The sequence below is a fragment of the Sorangium sp. So ce128 genome (assembly GCF_051525245.1).
GTDB classification, from domain to species: Bacteria; Myxococcota_A; Polyangia; order Polyangiales; family Polyangiaceae; genus Sorangium; species Sorangium cellulosum_B.
This window is the reverse complement of sequence record NZ_CP150313.1, coordinates 6,328,688-6,348,593: the sequence shown is the minus strand read 5'-3', so window position 1 is coordinate 6,348,593 and position 19,906 is coordinate 6,328,688. Positions and strand designations below refer to the sequence as shown.

The following is a 19,906-nucleotide window of genomic DNA, read 5'->3' as shown; positions in this document are numbered from 1 at the left end:
TGGAGCGTGGCTGACGGCGACGACGAGGAGCGAGCCACCCGCGCCGGGGCGACCGGCGCGGCGGGGCCTCCCGGGGCGCGCCCTGCCCTCTCGCCCGCGTTGCCCGCGTCGCGGGAGCTTCCGCTCTTCGCCGAGCTGCCCGAGCTCTCGGGGCAGGTCCCGTGGCGCCCCCTCGCGCACGCGCCGACGCCGGTCGTCCCGTGCGCCGCGATCGAGGGGTACCTCGGGCGCGGCGGCGTCTGGGTGAAGCGCGACGATCTGATCTCGCCGCTCTACGGCGGCAACAAGGTGCGTCGCTTCGAGTTCCTGCTCGCCGACGCGGAGCGGCGCGGCGCGAGGACGCTCGTCACCGTCGGCGGGCTGGCGTCGACGCAGGTCACCGCCACGGCCCTCTTCGGCCGCGCGCTCGGCTTCGCCGTCACCGCGGTCCTGTTCGATCAGCCGATCACCCGGTTCGGCCGCGGCGCGCTCCTCGCCGACGCGGCCAGCGGCGCCGAGCTCGTCCACGGCGGCGGCTACGCGACCACCGCGGTCCGGGCGATCCGGGCGCTGCGCCGGGCCGACCGGCCGTATTTCATCCTGCCAGGCGCCTCGTCCGCCCTCCCGTGCCTCGGCTACGTCGACGCGATGCTCGAGCTCGCGGAGCAGGTCCAGCGCGGCGAGGTCCCCCGGCCCGATCGCATCGTCGTCCCCTCGGGGACGGGCGGCACGCTGGCGGGGCTCACGCTGGGCGCCGCGGTGCTCGGCTGGCCGACCACGATCGTCGGTGTTCGCATCACGGAGCGCATCGCGTCGAACCGCGCCGTCGTCCGGTACGAGATCGGCAGCATGAAGCGCCTGCTCGCCCGGCGCGCGCCGCGCTTCACCCGGCGTCGGCTCCCGCCGGTCCGCTTCGAGATCGATCACCGCGCGATCGGCCCCGGGTACGGCATGCCGACCCCCGCGTCCATCGCCGCGATCCCCGAGGTGGAGCGGCTGATCGGCGTGCCGGGGGAGGTCACGTACAGCGCGAAGGCGCTCGCCGCGCTGCGCGGGATCGCGCAGGAGCGCCCGCGGGAGACGATCCTCCTCTGGCAGACGCTCTCGAGCGCGCGACCGCCGCTCGCGGAGGGCGGAGCGGCGGCGCTCCCGCCGGCGTTCGCGCGGTTCTTCGACGGGGAGATCGCGTACTGAGGGCGCGGCGCGTGGTCGACGCGCCGCGCCGTGGCGTCACTTCAGGCGCAGGCTGTTGACGAGCTTGTCGAAGTCGGCGCGCGCCCCGGTGACCGTCTTCTCGGGGCCGGTCATCTTGAAGAACCAGAGCCCGCCGGACGGCGTCTCGGCGATCGCGCCGAGGAGGGCGTAGTTCGGCTTCGGATCCGAGGCGGGCATGCCGGGCATCCCGGAGCCGGCGAACGTCCCCTTCACCTCGACGATGGTGACCTTGAGATCGCCGGCCTTGAGGTCGGTGCGCTTGGGGGAATCGTCGCTCTTCTGGGAGAACTGGCCGGCCCAGCGCGTGATGTTCGCGTCCACGCTGCCGCCCGCCTGGCTCACGCTGAGCTCGGCGTCCTCGGTGTCACCGGCGGCGCGCTTGATCTTGTACGTGGCCTTGCGCATCGCGTTGGGGTTCGGCGCGCTCTCGAAGCTCGCCGGGGCGTCCCACGCGAGCTCGCCACCACCCGCCTGCTGGCCGCTGGCCGGCGCCGGCTTCGGAGCGGGCGTCGCCTCGGCAGGCGCGGCGGGCTTGCTGGTCGCCGGCGCCTCGGGCGCGGATGTGGCTGTCGGCTCGGGGGTCTTCGAGCACGCCGCGGCGAGCGCGGCGACGAGCGGCAAAACCATGGCGGAGCGGAGCTTGATCATCGTGGGAGGCCTCGGCGGGGTTCGCGGCGACTGTAGTCGCCGTGCCCGCGGCCTCAAGCCGGATCGGACGCGGCGAGCTCCCGGCGCGCTCTTGCCGGAGGCGCCCGGCGGGTCGTTCAGCCGCGCGCTTTGCCGTGATACCACCAAAATACAAATACATGGACCCCACCTTCCGGCGCGCGTTCAACGCTGCCTTCGGGCCGTCGACCTACGCGGACTACCTCGGCCGGCTCGAGCGGCGGCTCGGGTGCGCGATCCCGTTCCGCGTCGCCGAGACGCCGCTGTTCCTGCCCCACAGGCTGCGCGACGACCTCGAGCGCTCCGCGACGGAGATCGTGCGACAGATCTCGAGCCCCGCGCTCATCGCGCAGATGAAGCGCGCCATCCCTGCGCACCTCGACGTCCCGGGCATGGATCCGCTCCCCAACTGCGTGCAGGTCGACTTCGCGATCGTGCGTGGCCCGGACGGCGAGCTCACGGGCAAGGTGGTCGAGCTGCAGGCGTTCCCGTCGCTCTACGCGCTCATGCTCGTCCAGGTCGAGGTCATGGCCGAGGTGCTCGCCGGGATGCCGGGCCTCGACCGGCGCTGGTCGTGCTGCTTCGGGGGCCGGAGCACCGCCGACGTCCTCGCGCAGCTTCGCCGCGCGATCCTCGCGGGAGAGCCCGAAGAGTCGGTGGTCCTGCTCGACCTCGCGCCGGAGAAGCAGAAGACGTACCCCGACTTCGTGGCGACGAAGCTCCTCGTCGGTGTCGACGCCGTCTGTCCGACGGCGCTCGTCCGGGAGGGGGACCGGCTGTTCCGCCGCGTCGGCGGGCGGCTCGTCCAGGTCCGCCGGCTGTACAACCGCGTCGTGTTCGACGAGCTCGAGTCGAAGCGGGTCGAGCTCCCGTTCCGGTACGGCGATCCGCTCGACGTCACGTGGTGCTCGCACCCGAACTGGTACTGGACCTGGTCGAAGTACACGCTGCCCTACATCGATCACCCCGCGCTCCCGCGGGCGCGGACGCTGAGCGCGCTCGAGGGCGCGCCGCTGGATCTCGAGCGCTACGTGCTCAAGCCGCTGTTCTCCTTCGCGGGCTCCGGGGTGAAGGTGGATGTCACGCCCGAGGACATCGCCGCGATCCCGGAGGGGGAGCGCTCGGGCTGGCTGCTCCAGGAGAAGGTCGCGTACGAGCCGGCGCTCGCGATGCCCGACGGGAACGGGGTGAAGGCCGAGGTGCGGATGATGTTCCTGCGCGCGCCGGACGAGCCCGAGCTCTCGCTCGTCCTCAACCTGGTGCGGCTCTCGCGCGGGAGGATGCTCGGCGTCGATCAGAACCGCGACCTGACCTGGGTCGGCGGCACCGTGGGGATCTGGCCTGTCGACTGAGGTCGCGCGCAGGTGATGAGCGCGCGCCACGCGCCGGGGACGAGCGCCGCCGCGGTCGCGCGCTCAGGCGATGAGCGCGATCTGCCACGCGCCGAGGACGAGCGCCGCCGCGGTCGCGCCCAGGGCGACCTGGACGACGGGGCGCCGCGGCGCGGGCCGGTTGCGCAGCGAGAGGCCGGCGACGACGCCGATCGCGGCGCCGCTGAGCAGCCCGAAGGCGTGCGCGCCGAGATCGGAGCGTGGGCTCGCGCCGAGGGCGCCGAGGAGGGCGAGGCCTCCCACGAGCGGCGCGACGAGGTGGAGGAGGTGGCGCTTCTCGCCGCTCTCCTTGTCGTGCGCGCGGTCGAGCATCAGCTGCGTGGCGGCGAGCAGCCCGATCGCGCCGAACACCGCGGTGGAGGCGCCGATCGAGGCGTGGTGCTGGCCCATGCTCTGGTGCCAGAGCGCGTTCGCGAAGTTCCCGATCGCGCCCGAGGCGACCACGGCGAGCGCGGCGCCGCCCGGCCCGAGGCGGCGCTGCACGGCGGACGCGAAGACCGTCCCGGAGATGACGTTGCCGAGCACGTGGGCCGAGTCGGCGTGCAGCGTGAGCGCGGTGATGGCGCGCCACGGCTCCGGTCCCACGACGAGGTCGGCGACGGACGCGCCGCGCTGGAACCAGCGTCCGCCGCCGCTCGCGGGCCCGGTGACGAGGAAGAAGAAGAGGGCGAGCGCGGCGAACGCGACGCCCGCGACCATGGACGGAGGGTGCCGCAGCCGCTCGCGCGGGCGGAGCGGGGGCCAGTTGCGGTTCTCCGCTTCGTACCGATCGATCGAGCCCGCGGCGAGGGCGTAGTCCTCGTCGCGCACGAGGAGCACCCAGCCCGCCGGCGTGTACCGCACGGCGTGCCAAAGCTCGCTCGACTGGAGGACGAGGGCCCACTCGCGGATCTTGCGCTCCGGCATGACGGGGCCGATGGCCGTGAGCCCGAGGCCGTGATTTTCCGCCTCTCCGGAGGTGGGATCGCCGTTCTGGATCATCGCCGCCCTCTCGCCGCGCGCCGGCGGCAGGATCGCGATCGGGACGAACGGCTCGCCAACTGCATCTCGAACACAGACACGGTTCTGTTCGCCCACGGCGGGTCCTCCACGGTTCGTCGACCCAAGGTTCATCGAAACGTGCGGATGAGCCCGGAAGCTGTCAACGCCGGGTCTTCGGGAGCCTGACCGTCTCGTCGTCACGCCGAGCCGCGGCGCTCCTTGCCGGTTGCCGGCTCTGTGCGCGTGCTGCGCGGCCGGGCCCTTGTGCGCGCGCTGCGCGGCCGGGCCCTTGTGCGCGCGCCGCAGCGGTGGCAGTGCGTGGTTGTGTCGACGGCCATCACGCAGGGCATCCGGGTCACCGTCTCGACGGTCTACGTCCCCACGCAGTCATCCCCGACGGAGCACCGCTACGTCTTTGCTTACACCGTGCGGATCGCGAACGAAGGTACCGAGCCCGCCCAGCTGAGGACGCGGCACTGGATCATCACGCACGGCAGCGGGAAGGTGGAGGAGGTGCGCGGCCCTGGCGTCGTCGGCCAGCAACCCTCGCTCAAGCCTGGCGAGCACTTCGAGTACACGAGCGGTTGTGTGCTCGAGACCCCGCGCGGCACGATGCGCGGCACCTACCAGATGCACCGCCCCGACGGCCGCGTCTTCGACGCCGAGATCGCGTCGTTCACCCTGGCGATGCCGCACTCCCTGAACTGACCCCGCCCCCGTCACCCCCCAACCCTCCTTTGGAAGAGCCAGCGGGGAGGGGGTGCCCGTGCGCGCGGGCGGCGGGGTAGGGCCCCACGAACCCGAGCGCCGGCCCGCATCGCAGCCTATCGCTCCCGACCCACCTCTCCCGCACCCACGGCAATCGCCTCCCAAAAGGCGCGAGTTCGTGGGAGGGGCCCCCGCCGCCCGCGCGCACGGGCACCCCCTCCCCGCTGGCTTCGTCGCTGCCGTCCTAGCCGACGGCCTCCGGCTCGACAGCCGCCCCGTTCGCCTTCGCCTTCTCCGGCCCCCCCCCGTTCGCCGCCGAGAACTTGAACGTGAACTCCCCGCCTTCGAAATCGACGGCGACGTTCCCCCCGTTCTCGAGGGCCCCGAAGAGCAGCTCGTCCCCGAGCCGCCGCTTGATGTCGTTCTCGATGACGCGCCCGAGCGGCCGCGCCCCGTTCGCCGGATCGTACCCTCGCGTCGCGAGCTCGGCCCGAGCCCGGTCTGTCACCTCGACCGTCACCGATCGATCCGCCAGCATCGCCGCGAGCTCGCCGACGAACTTGTCCACGATGCTGCCCATCACCGACGGATCCAGCGCCCGGAACATGATGCGCGCGTCCAGCCGGTTCCTGAACTCCGGGCTGAACGTGTTCTTGTAGGCCTTGTCGTCGTCGCCCGCCGTCCCTCGCTCGCCGAAGCCGACGCGCGCCTGCGCTAGCTCCCGCGCGCCCACGTTGCTCGTCATGATCAGCACCATGTGGCGGAAGTCGCTCTTCTTGCCGTTGTTGTCGGTCAGCGTGCCGTGGTCCATCACCTGGAGCAGGACCTGGAACACGTCCGGGTGCGCCTTCTCGATCTCGTCGAGCAGCAGCACCGCGTGCGGCGTCTTCGCCGCCGCCTCCGTGAGCAGGCCGCCGCGGTCGAAGCCGACGTAGCCGGGCGGCGCGCCGATGAGCCGGGAGACGGTGTGGCGCTCCTGGTACTCGCTCATGTCGAACCGCAGGAACCCGATGCCGAGCGCCTTGGCGAGCTGCTTCGCGAGCTCGGTCTTGCCGACGCCGGTCGGGCCCGAGAAGAGGAACGAGCCGATCGGCTTCTCCGGCGCGCGCAGCCCCGCGCGCGACAGCTTGATCGCCGACGCGAGCTGCTTCACCGCCTCGTCCTGGCCGAAGATCACCGAGCGCAGCGACTGCTCGAGATCCTTGAGCTGCGCCTTGTCCGACGTCGACACCTGGCGCGGCGGGATCTGCGCCATCTTCGCGACGACGAGCTCGATGTCCGCCGCCTCGACCTTGTACCCGTCGCCGTGGCGGAGGCGCGCCGCCGCGCCCGCCTCGTCGAGCAGATCGATCGCCTTGTCGGGAAGCCTTCGATCTTGCAGGTACCGCGCCGACAGCTTGGCCGCGGCCTCGATCGCCTCGGCCGTGTACGTGATCTTGTGGAACTCCTCGTAGCGCTTCTGCAGGCCCTTCAGGATCTGCGCCGTCTCGTCGACCGAGGGCTCCGACACCTCGATGCGCTGGAACCGCCGCGCGAGCGCGCTGTCGCGCTCGAGGTGGCCGCGGTACTCCTGGAACGTCGTCGCGCCGATGCAGCGCAGGCGGCCCGAGGCCAGCGCGGGCTTGAGCAGGTTCGACGCGTCCATCGTCCCGCCGCTCGCGGCGCCGGCGCCGATGATCGTGTGGATCTCGTCGATGAAGAGGACCGAGCCCGGCTGCTTCTCGAGCGCGCGCAGCACCGCCTTGAGGCGGTTCTCGAAGTCGCCGCGGTACTTCGTGCCGGCGAGGAGCGCGCCCATGTCGAGCGCGTAGACGGTCGCGTCCTTGAGCGGCGCGGGCACGTCCTTCTTCTCGATCCGCTGCGCGAGCCCCTCCACGATCGCCGTCTTGCCGACCCCGGCGTCGCCGATGAGCAGGGGGTTGTTCTTGCGCCGCCGCGCGAGCACCTGGATCGTGCGGGCGACCTCGTTCTCACGGCCGACCAGCGGATCGATGCGGCCCTCGGCCGCCTCCTTGTTGAGGTTCGTCGTGAACGCCGCGAGCGGATCCTTGACCGGCTGCGCGGCGCCGGGCTCGCCGCCCTCCTCCGGCGGCTCCTCCCGGAGGCCGTCGTCCTGGCCCGTCTTCGAGATGCCGTGCGAGATGTAGTTCACGACGTCGAAGCGGCTGATGCCCTGCTCGCCGAGGAGCGTCACGGCCGGGCAGTCGCGCTCGGCGAACATCGCCACCAGCACGTTCGCCCCCTTGAGCTCCTTCTTGCCCGAGGACTGCACGTGCATCGCGGCGCGGCCGACCACGCGCTGGAACCCGAGCGAGAGCGTCGGGCTCGTGTCCGCGTCCTCCGGCAACACCTCGATCTCCTCGTCGAGGAAGCGCTCGAGCTTCTTCTTCAGCAGCGGGGTGTCGCCCCCCGCGTGCCGGAGGACCTCGGCCGTCTCCTCGTCGAAGAGCAGCGCGTAGAGCAGGTGCTCGATGGTCACGAACTCGTGCCGGCGGCGCGAGGCCTCCCGGGTGGCGAGCGAAAAGGCGATCTCAACTTCGGGGCTGATGCGCATGGTCATTCCGGCTCGGCGGTCAACCGAAGGGGCATCGCGTGCTCCTTGGCGAAGTCCTGGACTTGGGCGACCTTGGTCTCGGCGACATCCTTCGTGTACACGCCGGCGACCCCGTGGCCGCGATGGTGCACGCTCAGCATGATGTGCGTGGCCTCCGTCTCGGTGCGGTGGAAGAACTTCATGAGGACGAGCACGACGAACTCCATCGTCGTGTAGTCGTCGTTGTGGAACACGACCTTGTAGCGGCGGGCCTTCTCGACCTTCCGTTCGCGCTCGGTCGCGAGGTCGCCCTGCTTGTCTTCTCTTTCCTCAGGATCGTTCGGCATAAATCCGTCGGGAAGGATAGCAAGAGCCCCGCCCCGGCGAGCGGCCGACGAAGCTGGCTCATGCCCCGGAAGCATGCTCCGCCGCGGAGCCCTTCGCCACGCGCGGGCCTGGATTTTCCGTCCGCCGTGGCGCCGGCTCATGGAACCGGGCCGAGGGTGCTGTTGGGTTCGTTCGCGGGCGCCGGCTTGGTCCGGCTGGCTCCGGCCGGCGGGGCGCCGCCGCCCCGCCGCAGGCGCGCGAGCGGCCCGCGGCGGAGGGCGCGCCGGCGCCGTCACACGAGCGACATGGCCGCGCCGAGGTCGATCTCGACGGGCGTGAGGCCCCAGATGTCGCGCGCGTACTCGCGCACCGTGCGGTCCGAGGAGAACTCGCCCACGCGCGCGATGTTGAGCGCGGACTTGCGCAGCCAGCTCTGCCGGTCGGCGTAGGCCGCCTCCACCTCGCGCTGACAGGCGGAGTAGGCCTTGAAGTCGGCGAGCATCATGTACTCGTCCCGGCCGAGGAGCCGGTCGAGCAGGGGCTGGAAGAGCTCGCGGTACTCCGGGGAGAAGAAGCCCGACGAGATGAGCTCGACCACCTCGCGGAGCTCCGGGTCGGCGGCCACCGCGGTGCGCCCCTCGAAGTGCTCGCCGCGGCGGGCGATCACCTCGTCGGCGGTCAGCCCGAACAGGAAGAAGTTCTCCGGGCCCACCGCGTCGCGGATCTCGATGTTCGCGCCGTCGAGCGTGCCGACGGTGAGCGCGCCGTTCAGCGCGAGCTTCATGTTCCCGGTGCCCGACGCCTCCATGCCCGCGGTCGAGATCTGCTCGGAGACGTCGGCGGCGGGGATGATGCGCTCGGCCAGCGAGACGCGGTAGTTCGGCATGAACGCGACCCGGAGCCCGCTGTGGCGCCGGTCGCCGTTCACCACGTAGGCGACAGCGTGGATGAACTTGATGATGAGCTTCGCCTGCCGGTAGCCGGGCGCCGCCTTGGCGCCGAAGATGAAGGTCCGCGGCATGATCTGCTCGCCGCGCTTCTGGCGCAGGTAGAGCGCGACGATGTGGAGCGCGTTGAGCAGCTGGCGCTTGTACTCGTGGAGGCGCTTGATCTGGACGTCGAAGATCGAGGAGGGGTCGACGTTGATGTCGAGCTCCTGCGCGATGACCTTCGCGAGCGCCACCTTGTTCGCGCGCTTCACCGCGGCGATCCGCTCGATGAACTCCGGATCGTCGAGGTGGCGCTCGAGCTCGCGCAGCCGATCGAACTCCGTCACCCACTTCGGGCCGACCTTCTCTGTGACGAGCGCGGCGAGCGCGGGGTTGCAGGCGAGCAGCCACCGCCTGAACGTGACGCCGTTCGTCTTGTTGTTGAACCGCTCGGGCCAGAGGTCGTAGAAGTCGCGGAGCAGGTCGCGCTTGACGAGCTCGGAGTGGAGCTTGGCCACGCCGTTCACCGAGTGCGAGCCGACGACCGCGAGGTGGGCCATGCGCACGTGGCGCTCGTGGCCTTCCTCGATGAGGGACATCCGCGCCACGCGGTCCTGGTCCTGCGGGTGGGCGTCCATGACCTCGCGCAAAAACCGCCGGTTGATCTCGTAGATGATCTCGAGGTGCCGCGGCAGGAGCCGCTCGAAGAGCGCGACGGGCCAGCGCTCGAGCGCCTCGGGCAGCAGGGTGTGGTTCGTGTACCCGAAGGCCCCGACCGTCTGCTTCCACGCGTCCTCCCAGGCGAGCAGGTGGTCGTCGATGAGGACGCGCATCAGCTCGGCGATCGCGATGGCGGGGTGGGTGTCGTTCAGCTGGATCGCGTTCTTCTCGGCGAAGCGCGAGAAGTCCGGGTGGACGCGGTTGTAGCGGTTCACGATGTCGGCGATGGAGCAGGCGACGAAGAAGTACTCCTGCCGGAGGCGCAGCTCCTTGCCCTTGTCGAAGTTGTCGTTCGGGTAGAGGACCTTGGAGATGACCTCCGACTGGTTCTTCTCGTGGACGGCGTGCACGTAGTCGCCGGCGTTGAAGAGCTCGAAGTCGAACTCCTCGCCCGCGCGGGCCGACCAGAGGCGGAGGGTGTTGACGGTGTTCGACTGGTAGCCCGCGATGGGCGTGTCGAACGGGACGCCGATGACCTGCTCGGAGTGGCGCCAGACCACGCGGAAGCCGCCGCGCTTGTCGGGGACGCGCTCGGTGTAGCCGCCGAACGAGACGGGGACGGCGTGCTCGGGGCGCTCGATCTCCCAGGGGTTGCCGAAGCGGAGCCACTCGTCCGCGCGCTCGACCTGGTAGCCGTCGCGGATGACCTGCTCGAAGATGCCGAACTCGTACCGGATGCCGTACCCGTAGGTGGGCAGGCCGATCGTGGCCATGGAGTCGAGGAAGCAGGCGGCGAGCCGCCCGAGGCCGCCGTTGCCGAGCCCGGCGTCGGGCTCCTGCTCGACGAGCTCATCGAGGTCGAGGCCGAGCTCGCCGAGCACGGTCTTGTAGCTGTCGTAGATGTCGAGCGCCTGCAGGTTGGCGACGAGCGCCCGGCCGAGGAGGAACTCTGCGGAGAGGTAGTAGCCGCGCTTGACGTCCTGCTCGTAGTAGGTGTGCTGCGTCTTCGTCCACCGGTCGACGAGGCGGTCGCGCGCCGAGAGGGCGAGGGCGACGTACCGGTCGAACGGCGTGGCGGACATGGACTCCCGGGCGCGCGAGTAGTGCAGGTGATCGGCGAAGGCGCGGCGCAACGCGATCGGGTGCATGCCGGTGCGCGCGTCCGGCGCCGGGTTGCCGCGGAAAAATGCGGCGGGGGTGTCGCGCTGCTGGGCGTTGCCGTCTCTCTGGGCGGGGGTTTCTCTCTGACGGTTGGGATCGGCGTCGATCGGGTTGGCCATGGCGGCGCACTTTAGACGGATCTGGCCCGCGCTGGTTGGCTGCGCGACGTGCTCGGATGAGGTTCCGTGTGGGCCTCGGTTGCCGATGATCCCCGGGTCAAATTGTGGTAGCAACGGAATCCAGTCCGGCGACCTGGTACGGGGCGAGCGCTGTCAGCCGGTGCTGCGGCAGAGCGGCGGGATAGCCGACGGCTGGCGGGGCGCGGCGCGGCGGCGTGAGCGGCGGCGGGCTCACGCTCGCTGACGCGGGCGGCCAGGTGCGTCGACCCGCTCCGACAGTGACGCCGGGACACGCTCGCGTCGTCTCAGCGCGGGCAGCCGCCGAGCAGCGGCGCCCCGAGCAGATCGAGCTGCTCGACCGCGCGCTGCGGCCGGCGCGCGCGCAGGCCCGCGCCCGTCCCCGGGGCGGCGCTCCAGGAGCTCGCCCGCAGGACGAGCTCCTCGCGGAGCGCCACGAGCTCGCGCGACGGCAGGGTGCTCGTGTCTGTCACGAGCCGCGCTCCGTCACGGTAGCCGGTCCACACGGTGTAGCCGTCCCGTGTGACCTCGATCCCGAACCTGGGGCCATAATCCGTGATCTCGTAGCTGCGCCCCAGGGCCAGGAAGCTCCACTTCTTCATCGCGACCGTCTCGCCAGTGTCCGTCGAGGCAGCCGGACCGGCCAACAAACCGGGGGGGCGGGCCCCGCACACCGCGGCCCACGGGCGTGATCCGCGCGGAATCCGTGAGGAGTCCGGATCACCCGGGCCCGCGCGCCGGAGCGGCGCACCCACACGAGCCGCCTTCCCCAGCCGCTTCGCTTCGCGAGGTGCCTGACGTCGTGGGGTACCTGTCGTGATGGCGGACCCACGCCATCGTGTAAGGGAGCGCGGCCTCGTCCCGGCCGAGGGGCGTGAGATCCAGGTAGTTGTAGGTGCCGATCAGGACGTCGAGCCCGCGCGCATAGGTCGAGTAGGTGTGGAAGACCTCGTCGCCGTCGCGGGCGAAGACGCTCAGCCCAGGGGCCTCGGGGAAGGGGGAGCTCGCCTTCTTGAAGTTGTACTCCATATCTCCTCGAGCGCGCTCCTCCTCACGGAACGAGACGTGATAGTCATAGTTGAAGTCCGTCTCGTCCGAGGAGACCCACGGGAACGTCCAGCCCATTCGCGCCTTGAACGCCTCGATCTTGGCGAGCGGCGCGCGGGAGACGGCGCAATACGCCGTGTCGCGGGCGGCCAGGTGGACGTGGCCACCCTGGATGTTGTCGGCCACGTACGAGCAGCTCTTGCAGCCCTCCTCCCAGCTCGGCGCGAACATGAAATGGTAGACGAGGAGCTGCCGGCGCTCGCCGAAGAGCTCGCGCAGCGTCAGCTTGCCTGAAGGGGCGTCGAACACATAGGCCTTGTCGACCCTCACCCACGGCAGCTCGCGGCGCGCGGCGCTCAGCGCGTCGCGCCGCCGGTCGTGCTCTTTCTCTCTCTCCAGCAGCGCCAGGCGCGCCGCCAGCCACTCTTCCCTTGAAACGACCTTGGCGCGGCTCATCGGCGCTCTCCCTTCGACGCGGGGGCGCCGGCGGCGCTCCTGCTCTGGTTCCGGTTCCGGAGCTTCTTGACGGCGATCGCGGTCACGGCGCCGGCGGAGGCCGCCTGGGCGAGGACCCATCCGATGGACGCGAGGCACGCAGGGCACATGGGGATCTCCTCGTGTGGGCGGCGCGCGCGGCGCCTCGCCGCGCCGGCCGCTGACCCGTGGAAATGACCACGGCGCCTCTGGCCGCGACAGCAACATCGATGTCGCGATCCGTTGGCGCGCGCCGCTGGGCGTGCGACGCTGCCGCGATGGATGCGACGGCCGAGGTTCCCGCCGAGCTCGGCGCGCTGGCGGCCCGCTCGCTCGCGGCGGGCGACGCGCTCGACGCGCTGAAGGTGGTCGGCCCCTTCGGAGGTCCACACGCGCTCGCGCTCCGCGGGATCGCGCTCGCGCAGATGGGCGCCTATCCGGAGGCGAAGGCCGCGCTCGGCCGCGCGGCGCGGGCGTTCGCCGCGGCGGGCGCCGAGCGCGCCCGGGCGCGAGCGAGCGCGGCCCTCGCGGAGATCGCGCTCGCGCAGCGGGAGATCGGCGAGGCGTGGCAGGGGCTCGTCGAGGCGGGTGACGCCCTCGAGCGCGCCGGCGATCTCACGAACGCGGCGTGGGCTCGCCTGGGCGCGGCGCGGGCCGCGCTGCTCGAAGGCCGCGTCGCCGAGGCGGAGCGGGCGCTCGCGGCCGCCGAGGCCACGGTCACGAGCGACGCGCCGATGTTCACCAGGGCCGCGCTGGCGCTCGTGCGCGCCGAGGTGCACGCGCGGCTCGTGCGCGCGTCCTCGGCGCGACGCGCGGCCGAGCAGGCCGCGGCGTGGGCGCGGGCGAGCGGACATCCGCTGCTCATCGCCGAGGCCGAGCGCTTCCTCCGCGCGCACGACGAGCCCGTGGCGCGCCTCGTCCAGGGCGGCCGCGACGAGCCCGTGCGCCTCGCCGACGTCGAGGCCCTGGTCGCCGCGCCCGCGGGGCGGGTCGTCGTGGACGCGCTCCGCCGCCGCGTGCTCGACGGCGGCGAGGTGCGGGCCGACCTCGCGCGCCGGCCGGTCCTGTTCGCCCTGCTCGAGGCGCTCGCGCGCGCTCACCCGGCGGCGATCGCGAGCGACGACCTCGCGCGCGCGGCGTTCGGCGTTCGCGCGGTCAACGAGTCCCACCGGCGGCGGCTGCGCGTCGAGGTGGGGCGCCTGCGCGCCGAGCTCGGCGGCGTCGGGGTCGTGCGCGCGCTCGGGAACGCGTACCGCTGGGAGCTCGGCGCGGGCGTGGCGGTGGTCGTCCTCGCGCCGCTCGAGCCGGGCGACGCGGGCGCCATCCGCGCGCTCCTCTCGGACGGCGCCGCGTGGAGCGCCTCGGCCATCGGCGCCGCGCTCGGCAAGAGCGCGCGCACGGTGCAGCGCGCGCTCGCGGAGCTCTCGCTCGCGCGCGCTGTCGAGGTCACCGGCAGCGGCCCCTCGCGGCGCTACGCGAGGCCCAGAGCGGCGCTGTCGATCGCGTCACAAATGTTGCTCCTCGGGCTCGCGCTCCCTGGTTGAGTGCGCGGGGCGAGGAAGGAGTGGACCGTGAAAGCCCGACAGGCCGAGATCATCGCGGAGCGCACGTTCGAAGGGGTGGAGTCGATTCACGGGGTCGCGTTCGACGGACAGGCGGTGTGGTTCGCGCACGGCGATCGCGGAGACCTCATGTCCGCCGAGCCCGAGAGCGGCCGCGTGCTCCGTCGCCTGAAGGCGCCCGCGAGCGCCGGGGTGGCGTTCGACGGGCGCCACCTGTGGGTCGTCGGGGGCGGCAGGATCCGGAAGATCGATCCCGCGAGCGGGGCCGCGGTCGGCGAGGTGCCGGGCTTCGACGCGACGCCCGTGAGCGGGCTCGCGTGGGCCGACGGCGCGCTCTATGCGGGCATCTACCGCGAGCGGAAGATCCTCAAGATCGATCCCGAGCGCGGGGCCGTCCTCCGCACGCTCGTCTCCGATCGGCTCGTCACCGGCGTCACGTGGACCGAGGGCGATCTCTGGCACGGCGTGATGTGCGAGGAGGAGGGCGCGCCGTCGGAGCTCCGCCGCGTCGATTCCCGGAGTGGCGAGGTCCTGGACCGGCTCGCGCTGCCGGAGAGCGTGCGCCTCTCCGGCGTCGAGGCCGACGCGAGCGGCCGCCTGTGGTGCGGTGACCCGGCGACAGGCAGGCTCCGCGCGGTGAAGAAGCCGCGAAAAGCGGTCTGATTCACCCTGGGTTCGACCTGCCGGCGCAGCCGGCCAGGGTTTCGAGACAAACTTACAGCATGAGTGGCACTGCGCCGAAGGGAACGGGCTGGGTCGCTGCGCGCGGCGATGATCAGAACCGAACCCTTCGGGAATGTGAAGGCGCGTAAGGCGCGGATCAAGATCCACTCGAGGGGACCGTTCTGCTCGGCTCTGGATGGGTCGTCTTGCGCAGCGGGGCCTTCTCCATCCACTGCAGCGTAACAATGACGCTGTAAGATGGTAGGTGGCTCCGGGCGGTTTGATTTGCGGACAGCGTTGGACTTCCAGCCTCCTCGACGGGAGCGGTCTCGATCGGCGCCGCGCACCCATGTGGAGATCCGATATGCGTTTTCGCTCTTTGGGCTGGATCTTCGTTTTGGGTTCTCTGGCGCCCGCCTGCACCGGGCAGCTCGGCGATCCGTCCTCGGGCGCGGCTGGCGGCGAGACCGGCGGCGACGTTCCCCCGCCGCAGGCCGACGGGAGCTTGCCGTACGCGGCGCCCACGCCCGCCTCCGCGGCGCTGCGGGCCCGCACATGGCTGCTCACCCCGGAGGAGTACGCTCGCTCCGTCCAGGGCTTGCTCGGCGTGTCGATCGACATTTCGGACATGGAGCCCGTCCCGGACAACGGCATCTATCCGAACATGTCCACCAGCGGGCTCGTCCGCGTGACCCTGGCCGAGCAGTACGCGGCCAAGGCCGAGGCCGCGGTGCTCGCGCTCGGCGATCGGCAGCTCAGCGCATTGATTCCGTGCGGCAAGGTCGACGCGACGTGCAAAACGGACTTCGTGCGCGCGGCGGTCACCAAGGCGTTCCGGCGGCCCGCGACGGCGGAGGACCTGACCAGTTATGGCGAAGTGTTCGATCTCGCCGCCGAGTCCGGGGATCCGGCGCTGCCGTTCCGCTGGGTGCTGAAGGGCGTGCTGAACTCGCCTTATTTCTTGTACCGGACCGAGATCGGCGCGCCGAGCGATGAGGCGAAAGCGGCGTTCCGGCTGACTGACCACGAGATCGCGACCTTCCTTTCGTACAGCGTGCTCGGCGAGCCGCCCTCTGCGACGCTGATCGCCGCCGCCGATCGCGGCGAGCTGGCCGATCCCGCGCTGCTTCCTGGCCACATCGACCAGCTGCTCTCGACGCCGGGCGCCGCCGACCAGCTCGGTCACTTCCTCGTCCAGTGGTTGCGGTTGCACACGTTCGAGGCCGAGGTGGAGAAGTTCGAGGACGTGTTCCCCGGCTTCGCCGATGTGAAGGGGGCGATGTTCGCCGAGACGCAGCGCTTCCTCCGCGCGAACGGAGGCATGGAGGGCTCGATCGCGAGCCTGCTCACGGCGCCTGTACCCGAGGTCGATCCAGCGCTCTCCGCGTTCTACCGCAGCGACGCCTCGGGCGCGACGGACACCGCGCGGAGCGGCCTGCTCTCCCTCGGCTCCGTGCTCTCCAAGACCGCCAAGCAGTACCTCACGTCCCCGACGCTCCGCGGCCTGTTCATCCGCGATCAGCTGCTGTGCCAGCACATCACGCTGCCCGAGAACTTCACCCCGCCGCCGATCGAAGAGAGCGAGCTGCGCATGACCCCGAAGACCACGCGCGAGCTGTACGAGACGCACAACGCGCAGGCGGTCTGCGAGAGCTGCCACGCGCTGATCGACGGCGTCGGCTTCATGCTCGAGAATTTCGACGGCGCGGGCCGCTATCGGACGCTCGAGCAGTACAGGAGCCCGTCGCTCACCGCGCCCATGGCCGCGCCGCAGCCGATCGACGCGGTGGGGTGGCTGCTGAACACCGACGTCGACGGGGAGTACGACAGCGCCGCGGGGCTGGGAGAAGCGCTGTCGCGCAGCACCTGGGTCCGCGAGTGCCTGGCGCGGCAGGCCTTCCGCTTCTATTTCGGCCAGGTCGAGTCTGCGCGCGGTATTCCGCCGGTCGTGCAGGGCACGGCGGCGCTGGATCGCACCGGTCTCCTGCGCGACCTGCTCGTGGCGCTCCTCTCTTCGCCGAGCACGGTGGAGCGCGTGCGCGATTAGCTACGGCCATCGAGGATCGAACATGCCCAGGCCCTTCGACGTATCCAGACGAGACATCCTGAAGACGGCGGCCGGCGCGATCTTCCTGGCGCCGCTGCTACGCCACCGCGAGGTCGAGGCGCAGACCGTCGTGCCCAAGCGGCTGGTGCTGATCTTCACGCCCGACTCGCACCCGCCCGAGTGGTGGCCGACCGGCAGCGGGTCGACGTTCCAGCTCCAGGAGCCGCTCGCCGATTTCCGCGGCCTCGAGAGCGACATGTTGTTCTTGCGCCGGCTCGACCATGCCTGGACGGTCGGGAATCACCACGAGGCCGGCATGGCGCAGCTGTTCACGGGCGCGCGCTTCATCGACGAGAGCTCACACCACGCGAACGGTCCCTCGCTCGATCAGATCCTGCTCAAGAGCTCCGACCTGCGCGGCGGCACGCCGCTCGCGAGCATCCACCTGTGCGTCGCCGATCGCGGCGGCGCCGACAAGCGCCATATCATCTCGTACAGCGGCCCCGGCCAGCCCATGACCCACACGGCCGACCCCGCGCGCGCGTTCAGCACGATCTTCAGCGGCGTCACCTTCGACGGCGCCGCGCCGACGCCCACGCCCGGCGGTATGCCGGACGCCGTCGCGGCCGCGAAGCGCAAGGCCGACCAGCGGATCCTCCAGATCAACACGCGCGAGCTCAAGACCATCCAGGGCTTCCTCGGCCAGGCCGAGCGCCAGAAGCTGGAGCTCCACGTGGAAGCGCTGTTCGAGCTCGAGAAGCGCATCGCGGGCATGGGCGGCGGCACGTCGGTCCCGGCCGGCGCGGCGTGCGAGCGCGCGGACACCTCCGGCTACAACGGCAGCACCAACAACGCGACGACGATCACGCGCTGGGCGCAGATCCAGGCCGACATCATCGTGAGCGCGTTCACGTGCGATCGCACGCGGGTCGCGGACTACCACTTCAGCTTCTCCGGCGGCCACCATGAGGGCCTCCTCGGCTTCGGCCAGAGCTGGCACGACGTGGTCGCGCACGTCAGCCGCACGAACGACAGCGTCAGCGTCGGTGGTGAGTCGATGACCACGCGCCAGGCCTTCATGCTGTTCGATCGCTTCTGGGCGAGCCATATCGCGTACCTGGCGAAGCGGCTCGCGGGCATCCGCGAGGGCAGCGGCACGATGCTCGACAACACGATCCTGCTCTGGGGTGTGGAGAGCGGCACGAACCACAGCCACAACCCGCGGGACATGCAGTACCTGGTCATCGGCGGGAAGAACCTGGGCGTGAACGTGGGCCAGTACATCAACAACACCACCGCGCAGAGCTCGAACAAGCTGCTCACGTCCGTGATGAACGCGCTCGGCCACGCCGCGACCGGCATCGGCATCGAGCCGAACTGCGGACCGCTGCCGGGCTTCCTCGCCTGAAACCCGCTCGGGGGCGGCGCTGGCTCCACACCGTCCTCTCTCGAGCGACTGACCGGGAACAAACCGCCAGGGCGCCGTGTTCCGGCGGCCATGGCGCGACGTGTGATGGGCTGGGTCCTGATTCTGTTCACGCTGGCCCTGGTGGGGTGCGATCATGCGACCAAGGCGGTCGCGCAGGCCGCGCTCGAGCAGCGAGGTCCCCTGTCGATCGTGCCGGGGGTGCTCGATCTCCGCTACGCCGAGAACCGTGACATGGCCTTCAGCCTGCTCCGGGGCATCCAGTCGCCGGCGAAGGTGGCGGTCCTCCTGGTGTGCTCGATGGTAGTCCTCGGCGTGGTGCTCCTGGGCTGGTGGAGCAGCCGCCGCGCGTCGCTCACCGAGCAGGCCGGGTACGCGCTCATCGTCGCCGGCGCGGTCGGGAACGCGATCGATCGCGGCGTCCGCGGCTACGTCATCGACTTCATCCACCTTCACCGCTGGCCGGTGTTCAACGTCGCTGACATCGCCATCGTGGCGGGCGGGATCCTGCTCGGGATCGCGATGTTCCGGCGCGCGCGCCAAGAGCCGCGCGAGGTGTCCTGAGCTTCGCCTCGTGAGACGGTCTCGCCCGAGCACGCCGGCTCCACGAGCAGCGCGGCCAGCGGCGGAAAGACCTGGAAGAAGAGCATGCGCGCCGCATGTCTTCCGGTCCGGTGTCTGAGAACTCTCGAGAAGATTGGCCGCCCGGTAGCGCCGCTGGGCTCAGTTGCAGAGCAGCCTCTTCAGCTCATCCGTGGTCTTGGGCTTCGCGCCCGCCAGGGCGGCGGAGGCGATCTGCTGCGTTTTCTTGGCCCTGGAGCAATCGTCAGGCCCGTTGGGCGCCTGCTCCAGCAAGGGGCCGAGCTTCTCCGTGGGACCTTTCGCGTGCTTCTTGATGCAGAGCACGGGCTCACCTTCGTGAACATAGTACCGGCGCTGCGTGACGCTGCTCGTCGTCGCCGGCTTGTCCGGCGTACCCCTCGTCCCGTCAAAGGCCCAGGATCCATCGTCGTGCAGCGCGAAGACCAGCTGGCCCTGGTCGTAGTAGAACTGGTACGTCGACTCGCCGTGCCCCGCGTCGGCGGCCGCGATCTCCGCCTTCTGGATCGCGCCGTCCGCCTGGTACAACCGGAGCTCGCCGCGTCCCTCGCCGCCGGCGCACTCGAAGCGGAGCTCGCTTCGCGTCAGGTCATTGCGGGCCTGGATGTCCTGATACCGGGCCCTGATCTTCTGGATCCGCGGATCGTCGAGGCTCGCCTTGGAGCCGCCGGCGGTGTCCGTGGCGGCCTGGGGTGCTGCCGCGGGCGCCGGGCTTTCTGCGGCGGAGGTGCCGGCCGGGGGCGTGGTCGCGCCGGGCGCCGGAGCTCGGCCTGGTTCTGCAGGAGCCGCGGAGACGCTCGCCGACGGGGTGGGAGAAGGCGGGCTACACCCGATGACGGCGGCGACCAGCAGGGCGATGGAGGATCGGCTCATGAGGACCCAGAACGCTCGGTGCGACCGTCCCATTCGGCGGGCCGGGTTACCCGCCCTTGCGTTGAAACTCCACGAAGAACCGCACCGGGCCGTCGGGGTCGACGTGGTGTAGCACCTCGGGGGCGACGATCCCTGGGCTCTCTGGATAGAGAGAGAGCTCTCGACCGCCGAGCCCATCGATCCGGTAGCGCAGCCGCCCCGAGATCACGTGGATCACCCCCCATACGCCGGCCTTGGTGGAATGGTTCTTTCGCAGGCCGGAAGGGATCGTGACCTCGTCGAACTCGGCCGTGCGCTTGTACGCGACCAGCCCGTCGGGCATCTCGAGCCGATCGCAGCGCACGCAGTCGAGCTCGGTGCCGAGCATCGATGCGCGGCCCTCGGACGTGACGACCCAGGGGCGCGAGAAGAACGGCGGCTTGTGCCGGACGTGCTGGCCGTGTCCACAGCTCAGCTCGGCCACCCAATCGTTCGCATCGTCCTGATGGTAGCCTGTGATCGCTCGACGCATCGTCTCGATCTACTGA

18 protein-coding genes are annotated in these 19,906 nt (G+C 71.1%); 8 read left to right on the top strand and 10 right to left on the bottom strand.

Annotation, left to right across the window (positions count from 1 at the left end; all coding sequences use genetic code 11):
• Nucleotides 1-6: 6 nt before the first annotated feature.
• Complete coding sequence (locus tag WME82_RS24010; RefSeq protein WP_438044697.1) at nt 7-1,173, top strand: 1-aminocyclopropane-1-carboxylate deaminase/D-cysteine desulfhydrase; 1,167 nt, start codon at nt 7-9, stop codon at nt 1,171-1,173.
• A 36-nt stretch (nt 1,174-1,209) separates the two neighbouring features.
• Here WME82_RS24010 and WME82_RS24005 read toward each other — a convergent pair whose 3' ends face one another.
• Nucleotides 1,210-1,842, bottom strand: coding sequence for a hypothetical protein (locus WME82_RS24005; protein ID WP_438044696.1), 633 nt, complete (start codon nt 1,840-1,842; stop codon nt 1,210-1,212).
• A gap of 158 nt (nt 1,843-2,000) precedes the next feature.
• Between WME82_RS24005 and WME82_RS24000 the strand changes: the two genes are divergently transcribed.
• On the top strand, nt 2,001-3,212 hold the full coding sequence (locus WME82_RS24000) for a hypothetical protein (RefSeq protein WP_438044695.1): 1,212 nt from the start codon (nt 2,001-2,003) through the stop codon (nt 3,210-3,212).
• A 63-nt stretch (nt 3,213-3,275) separates the two neighbouring features.
• On the opposite strand, the gene WME82_RS23995 is transcribed toward WME82_RS24000, so the two are convergent.
• Nucleotides 3,276-4,328, bottom strand: coding sequence for a rhomboid family intramembrane serine protease (locus WME82_RS23995; protein WP_437873688.1), 1,053 nt, complete (start codon nt 4,326-4,328; stop codon nt 3,276-3,278).
• A 228-nt stretch (nt 4,329-4,556) separates the two neighbouring features.
• Between WME82_RS23995 and apaG the strand changes: the two genes are divergently transcribed.
• A complete protein-coding gene (gene apaG / locus WME82_RS23990; protein ID WP_044965505.1) occupies nt 4,557-4,940 on the top strand; it encodes a Co2+/Mg2+ efflux protein ApaG in 384 nt (127 codons plus the stop codon).
• Nucleotides 4,941-5,184: 244 nt separating this feature from the next.
• On the opposite strand, the gene clpA is transcribed toward apaG, so the two are convergent.
• The 6 genes from clpA to WME82_RS23960 all read right to left on the bottom strand — a co-directional run bounded on the left by clpA (nt 5,185) and on the right by WME82_RS23960 (nt 12,339).
• Nucleotides 5,185-7,500 carry an ATP-dependent Clp protease ATP-binding subunit ClpA gene (gene clpA, locus WME82_RS23985; protein ID WP_438044694.1) on the bottom strand — a complete coding sequence of 772 codons (2,316 nt, stop codon included), beginning with the start codon at nt 7,498-7,500 and terminating at the stop codon, nt 5,185-5,187.
• A complete protein-coding gene (clpS, locus tag WME82_RS23980) occupies nt 7,497-7,820 on the bottom strand; it encodes an ATP-dependent Clp protease adapter ClpS (protein ID WP_272093285.1) in 324 nt (107 codons plus the stop codon). The genes clpA and clpS overlap by 4 nt, the downstream gene beginning before the upstream one ends.
• A gap of 272 nt (nt 7,821-8,092) precedes the next feature.
• Nucleotides 8,093-10,669: a glycogen/starch/alpha-glucan phosphorylase gene (locus WME82_RS23975; protein ID WP_438044693.1), complete on the bottom strand. Its 2,577-nt coding sequence runs from the start codon at nt 10,667-10,669 to the stop codon at nt 8,093-8,095.
• 305 nt (nt 10,670-10,974) lie between these two features.
• Entirely contained in the window at nt 10,975-11,289 is a 315-nt protein-coding gene (locus WME82_RS23970) for a hypothetical protein (RefSeq protein WP_437555088.1), read from the bottom strand.
• 118 nt (nt 11,290-11,407) lie between these two features.
• Nucleotides 11,408-12,190, bottom strand: a complete 783-nt coding sequence (locus WME82_RS23965) for a DUF899 domain-containing protein (RefSeq protein WP_438044692.1) — start codon at nt 12,188-12,190, stop codon at nt 11,408-11,410.
• Nucleotides 12,187-12,339: a hypothetical protein gene (locus WME82_RS23960; protein WP_437331036.1), complete on the bottom strand. Its 153-nt coding sequence runs from the start codon at nt 12,337-12,339 to the stop codon at nt 12,187-12,189. The genes WME82_RS23965 and WME82_RS23960 overlap by 4 nt, the downstream gene beginning before the upstream one ends.
• Before the next feature lie 99 nt (nt 12,340-12,438).
• Here WME82_RS23960 and WME82_RS23955 point away from each other — a divergent pair, with 99 nt between their 5' ends.
• The 5 genes from WME82_RS23955 to lspA all read left to right on the top strand — a co-directional run bounded on the left by WME82_RS23955 (nt 12,439) and on the right by lspA (nt 18,470).
• A complete protein-coding gene (locus WME82_RS23955; protein ID WP_438044691.1) occupies nt 12,439-13,752 on the top strand; it encodes a helix-turn-helix domain-containing protein in 1,314 nt (437 codons plus the stop codon).
• Nucleotides 13,753-13,779: 27 nt separating this feature from the next.
• The gene (locus WME82_RS23950; RefSeq protein WP_438044690.1) at nt 13,780-14,433 is read left to right on the top strand and encodes a Vgb family protein; all 654 of its coding nucleotides are present in this window, start codon (nt 13,780-13,782) and stop codon (nt 14,431-14,433) included.
• Nucleotides 14,434-14,830: 397 nt separating this feature from the next.
• Nucleotides 14,831-16,480 (top strand): DUF1588 domain-containing protein, encoded by a 1,650-nt coding sequence (locus WME82_RS23945; RefSeq protein WP_438044689.1) that lies wholly within the window; start codon nt 14,831-14,833, stop codon nt 16,478-16,480.
• 22 nt (nt 16,481-16,502) lie between these two features.
• Complete coding sequence (locus WME82_RS23940; RefSeq protein WP_437873680.1) at nt 16,503-17,888, top strand: DUF1552 domain-containing protein; 1,386 nt, start codon at nt 16,503-16,505, stop codon at nt 17,886-17,888.
• 105 nt (nt 17,889-17,993) lie between these two features.
• Nucleotides 17,994-18,470 (top strand): signal peptidase II, encoded by a 477-nt coding sequence (gene lspA / locus WME82_RS23935; protein WP_438044688.1) that lies wholly within the window; start codon nt 17,994-17,996, stop codon nt 18,468-18,470.
• A gap of 159 nt (nt 18,471-18,629) precedes the next feature.
• On the opposite strand, the gene WME82_RS23930 is transcribed toward lspA, so the two are convergent.
• The gene (locus WME82_RS23930; protein ID WP_438044687.1) at nt 18,630-19,379 is read right to left on the bottom strand and encodes a hypothetical protein; all 750 of its coding nucleotides are present in this window, start codon (nt 19,377-19,379) and stop codon (nt 18,630-18,632) included.
• 46 nt (nt 19,380-19,425) lie between these two features.
• The gene (locus WME82_RS23925; protein WP_438044686.1) at nt 19,426-19,890 is read right to left on the bottom strand and encodes a DUF3565 domain-containing protein; all 465 of its coding nucleotides are present in this window, start codon (nt 19,888-19,890) and stop codon (nt 19,426-19,428) included.
• Nucleotides 19,891-19,906 lie beyond the last annotated feature (16 nt).

Bases quoted from the DNA above. Each gene is read 5' to 3' on its own strand.
- WME82_RS23975 (WP_438044693.1), bottom strand. From the start codon at position 10,669: ATGGCCAACCCGATCGACGCCGATCCCAACCGTCAGAGAGAAACCCCC.
- WME82_RS23940 (WP_437873680.1), top strand. From the start codon at position 16,503: ATGCCCAGGCCCTTCGACGTATCCAGACGAGACATCCTGAAGACGGCG.
- WME82_RS23970 (WP_437555088.1), bottom strand. From the start codon at position 11,289: ATGAAGAAGTGGAGCTTCCTGGCCCTGGGGCGCAGCTACGAGATCACG.
- lspA (WP_438044688.1), top strand. From the start codon at position 17,994: ATGGGCTGGGTCCTGATTCTGTTCACGCTGGCCCTGGTGGGGTGCGAT.
- WME82_RS23925 (WP_438044686.1), bottom strand. From the start codon at position 19,890: ATGCGTCGAGCGATCACAGGCTACCATCAGGACGATGCGAACGATTGG.
- WME82_RS23965 (WP_438044692.1), bottom strand. From the start codon at position 12,190: ATGAGCCGCGCCAAGGTCGTTTCAAGGGAAGAGTGGCTGGCGGCGCGC.
- WME82_RS23955 (WP_438044691.1), top strand. From the start codon at position 12,439: ATGTCGCGATCCGTTGGCGCGCGCCGCTGGGCGTGCGACGCTGCCGCG.
- WME82_RS23930 (WP_438044687.1), bottom strand. From the start codon at position 19,379: ATGAGCCGATCCTCCATCGCCCTGCTGGTCGCCGCCGTCATCGGGTGT.
- WME82_RS24005 (WP_438044696.1), bottom strand. From the start codon at position 1,842: ATGATCAAGCTCCGCTCCGCCATGGTTTTGCCGCTCGTCGCCGCGCTC.
- clpS (WP_272093285.1), bottom strand. From the start codon at position 7,820: ATGCCGAACGATCCTGAGGAAAGAGAAGACAAGCAGGGCGACCTCGCG.
- WME82_RS23960 (WP_437331036.1), bottom strand. From the start codon at position 12,339: ATGTGCCCTGCGTGCCTCGCGTCCATCGGATGGGTCCTCGCCCAGGCG.
- clpA (WP_438044694.1), bottom strand. From the start codon at position 7,500: ATGACCATGCGCATCAGCCCCGAAGTTGAGATCGCCTTTTCGCTCGCC.
- WME82_RS24000 (WP_438044695.1), top strand. From the start codon at position 2,001: ATGGACCCCACCTTCCGGCGCGCGTTCAACGCTGCCTTCGGGCCGTCG.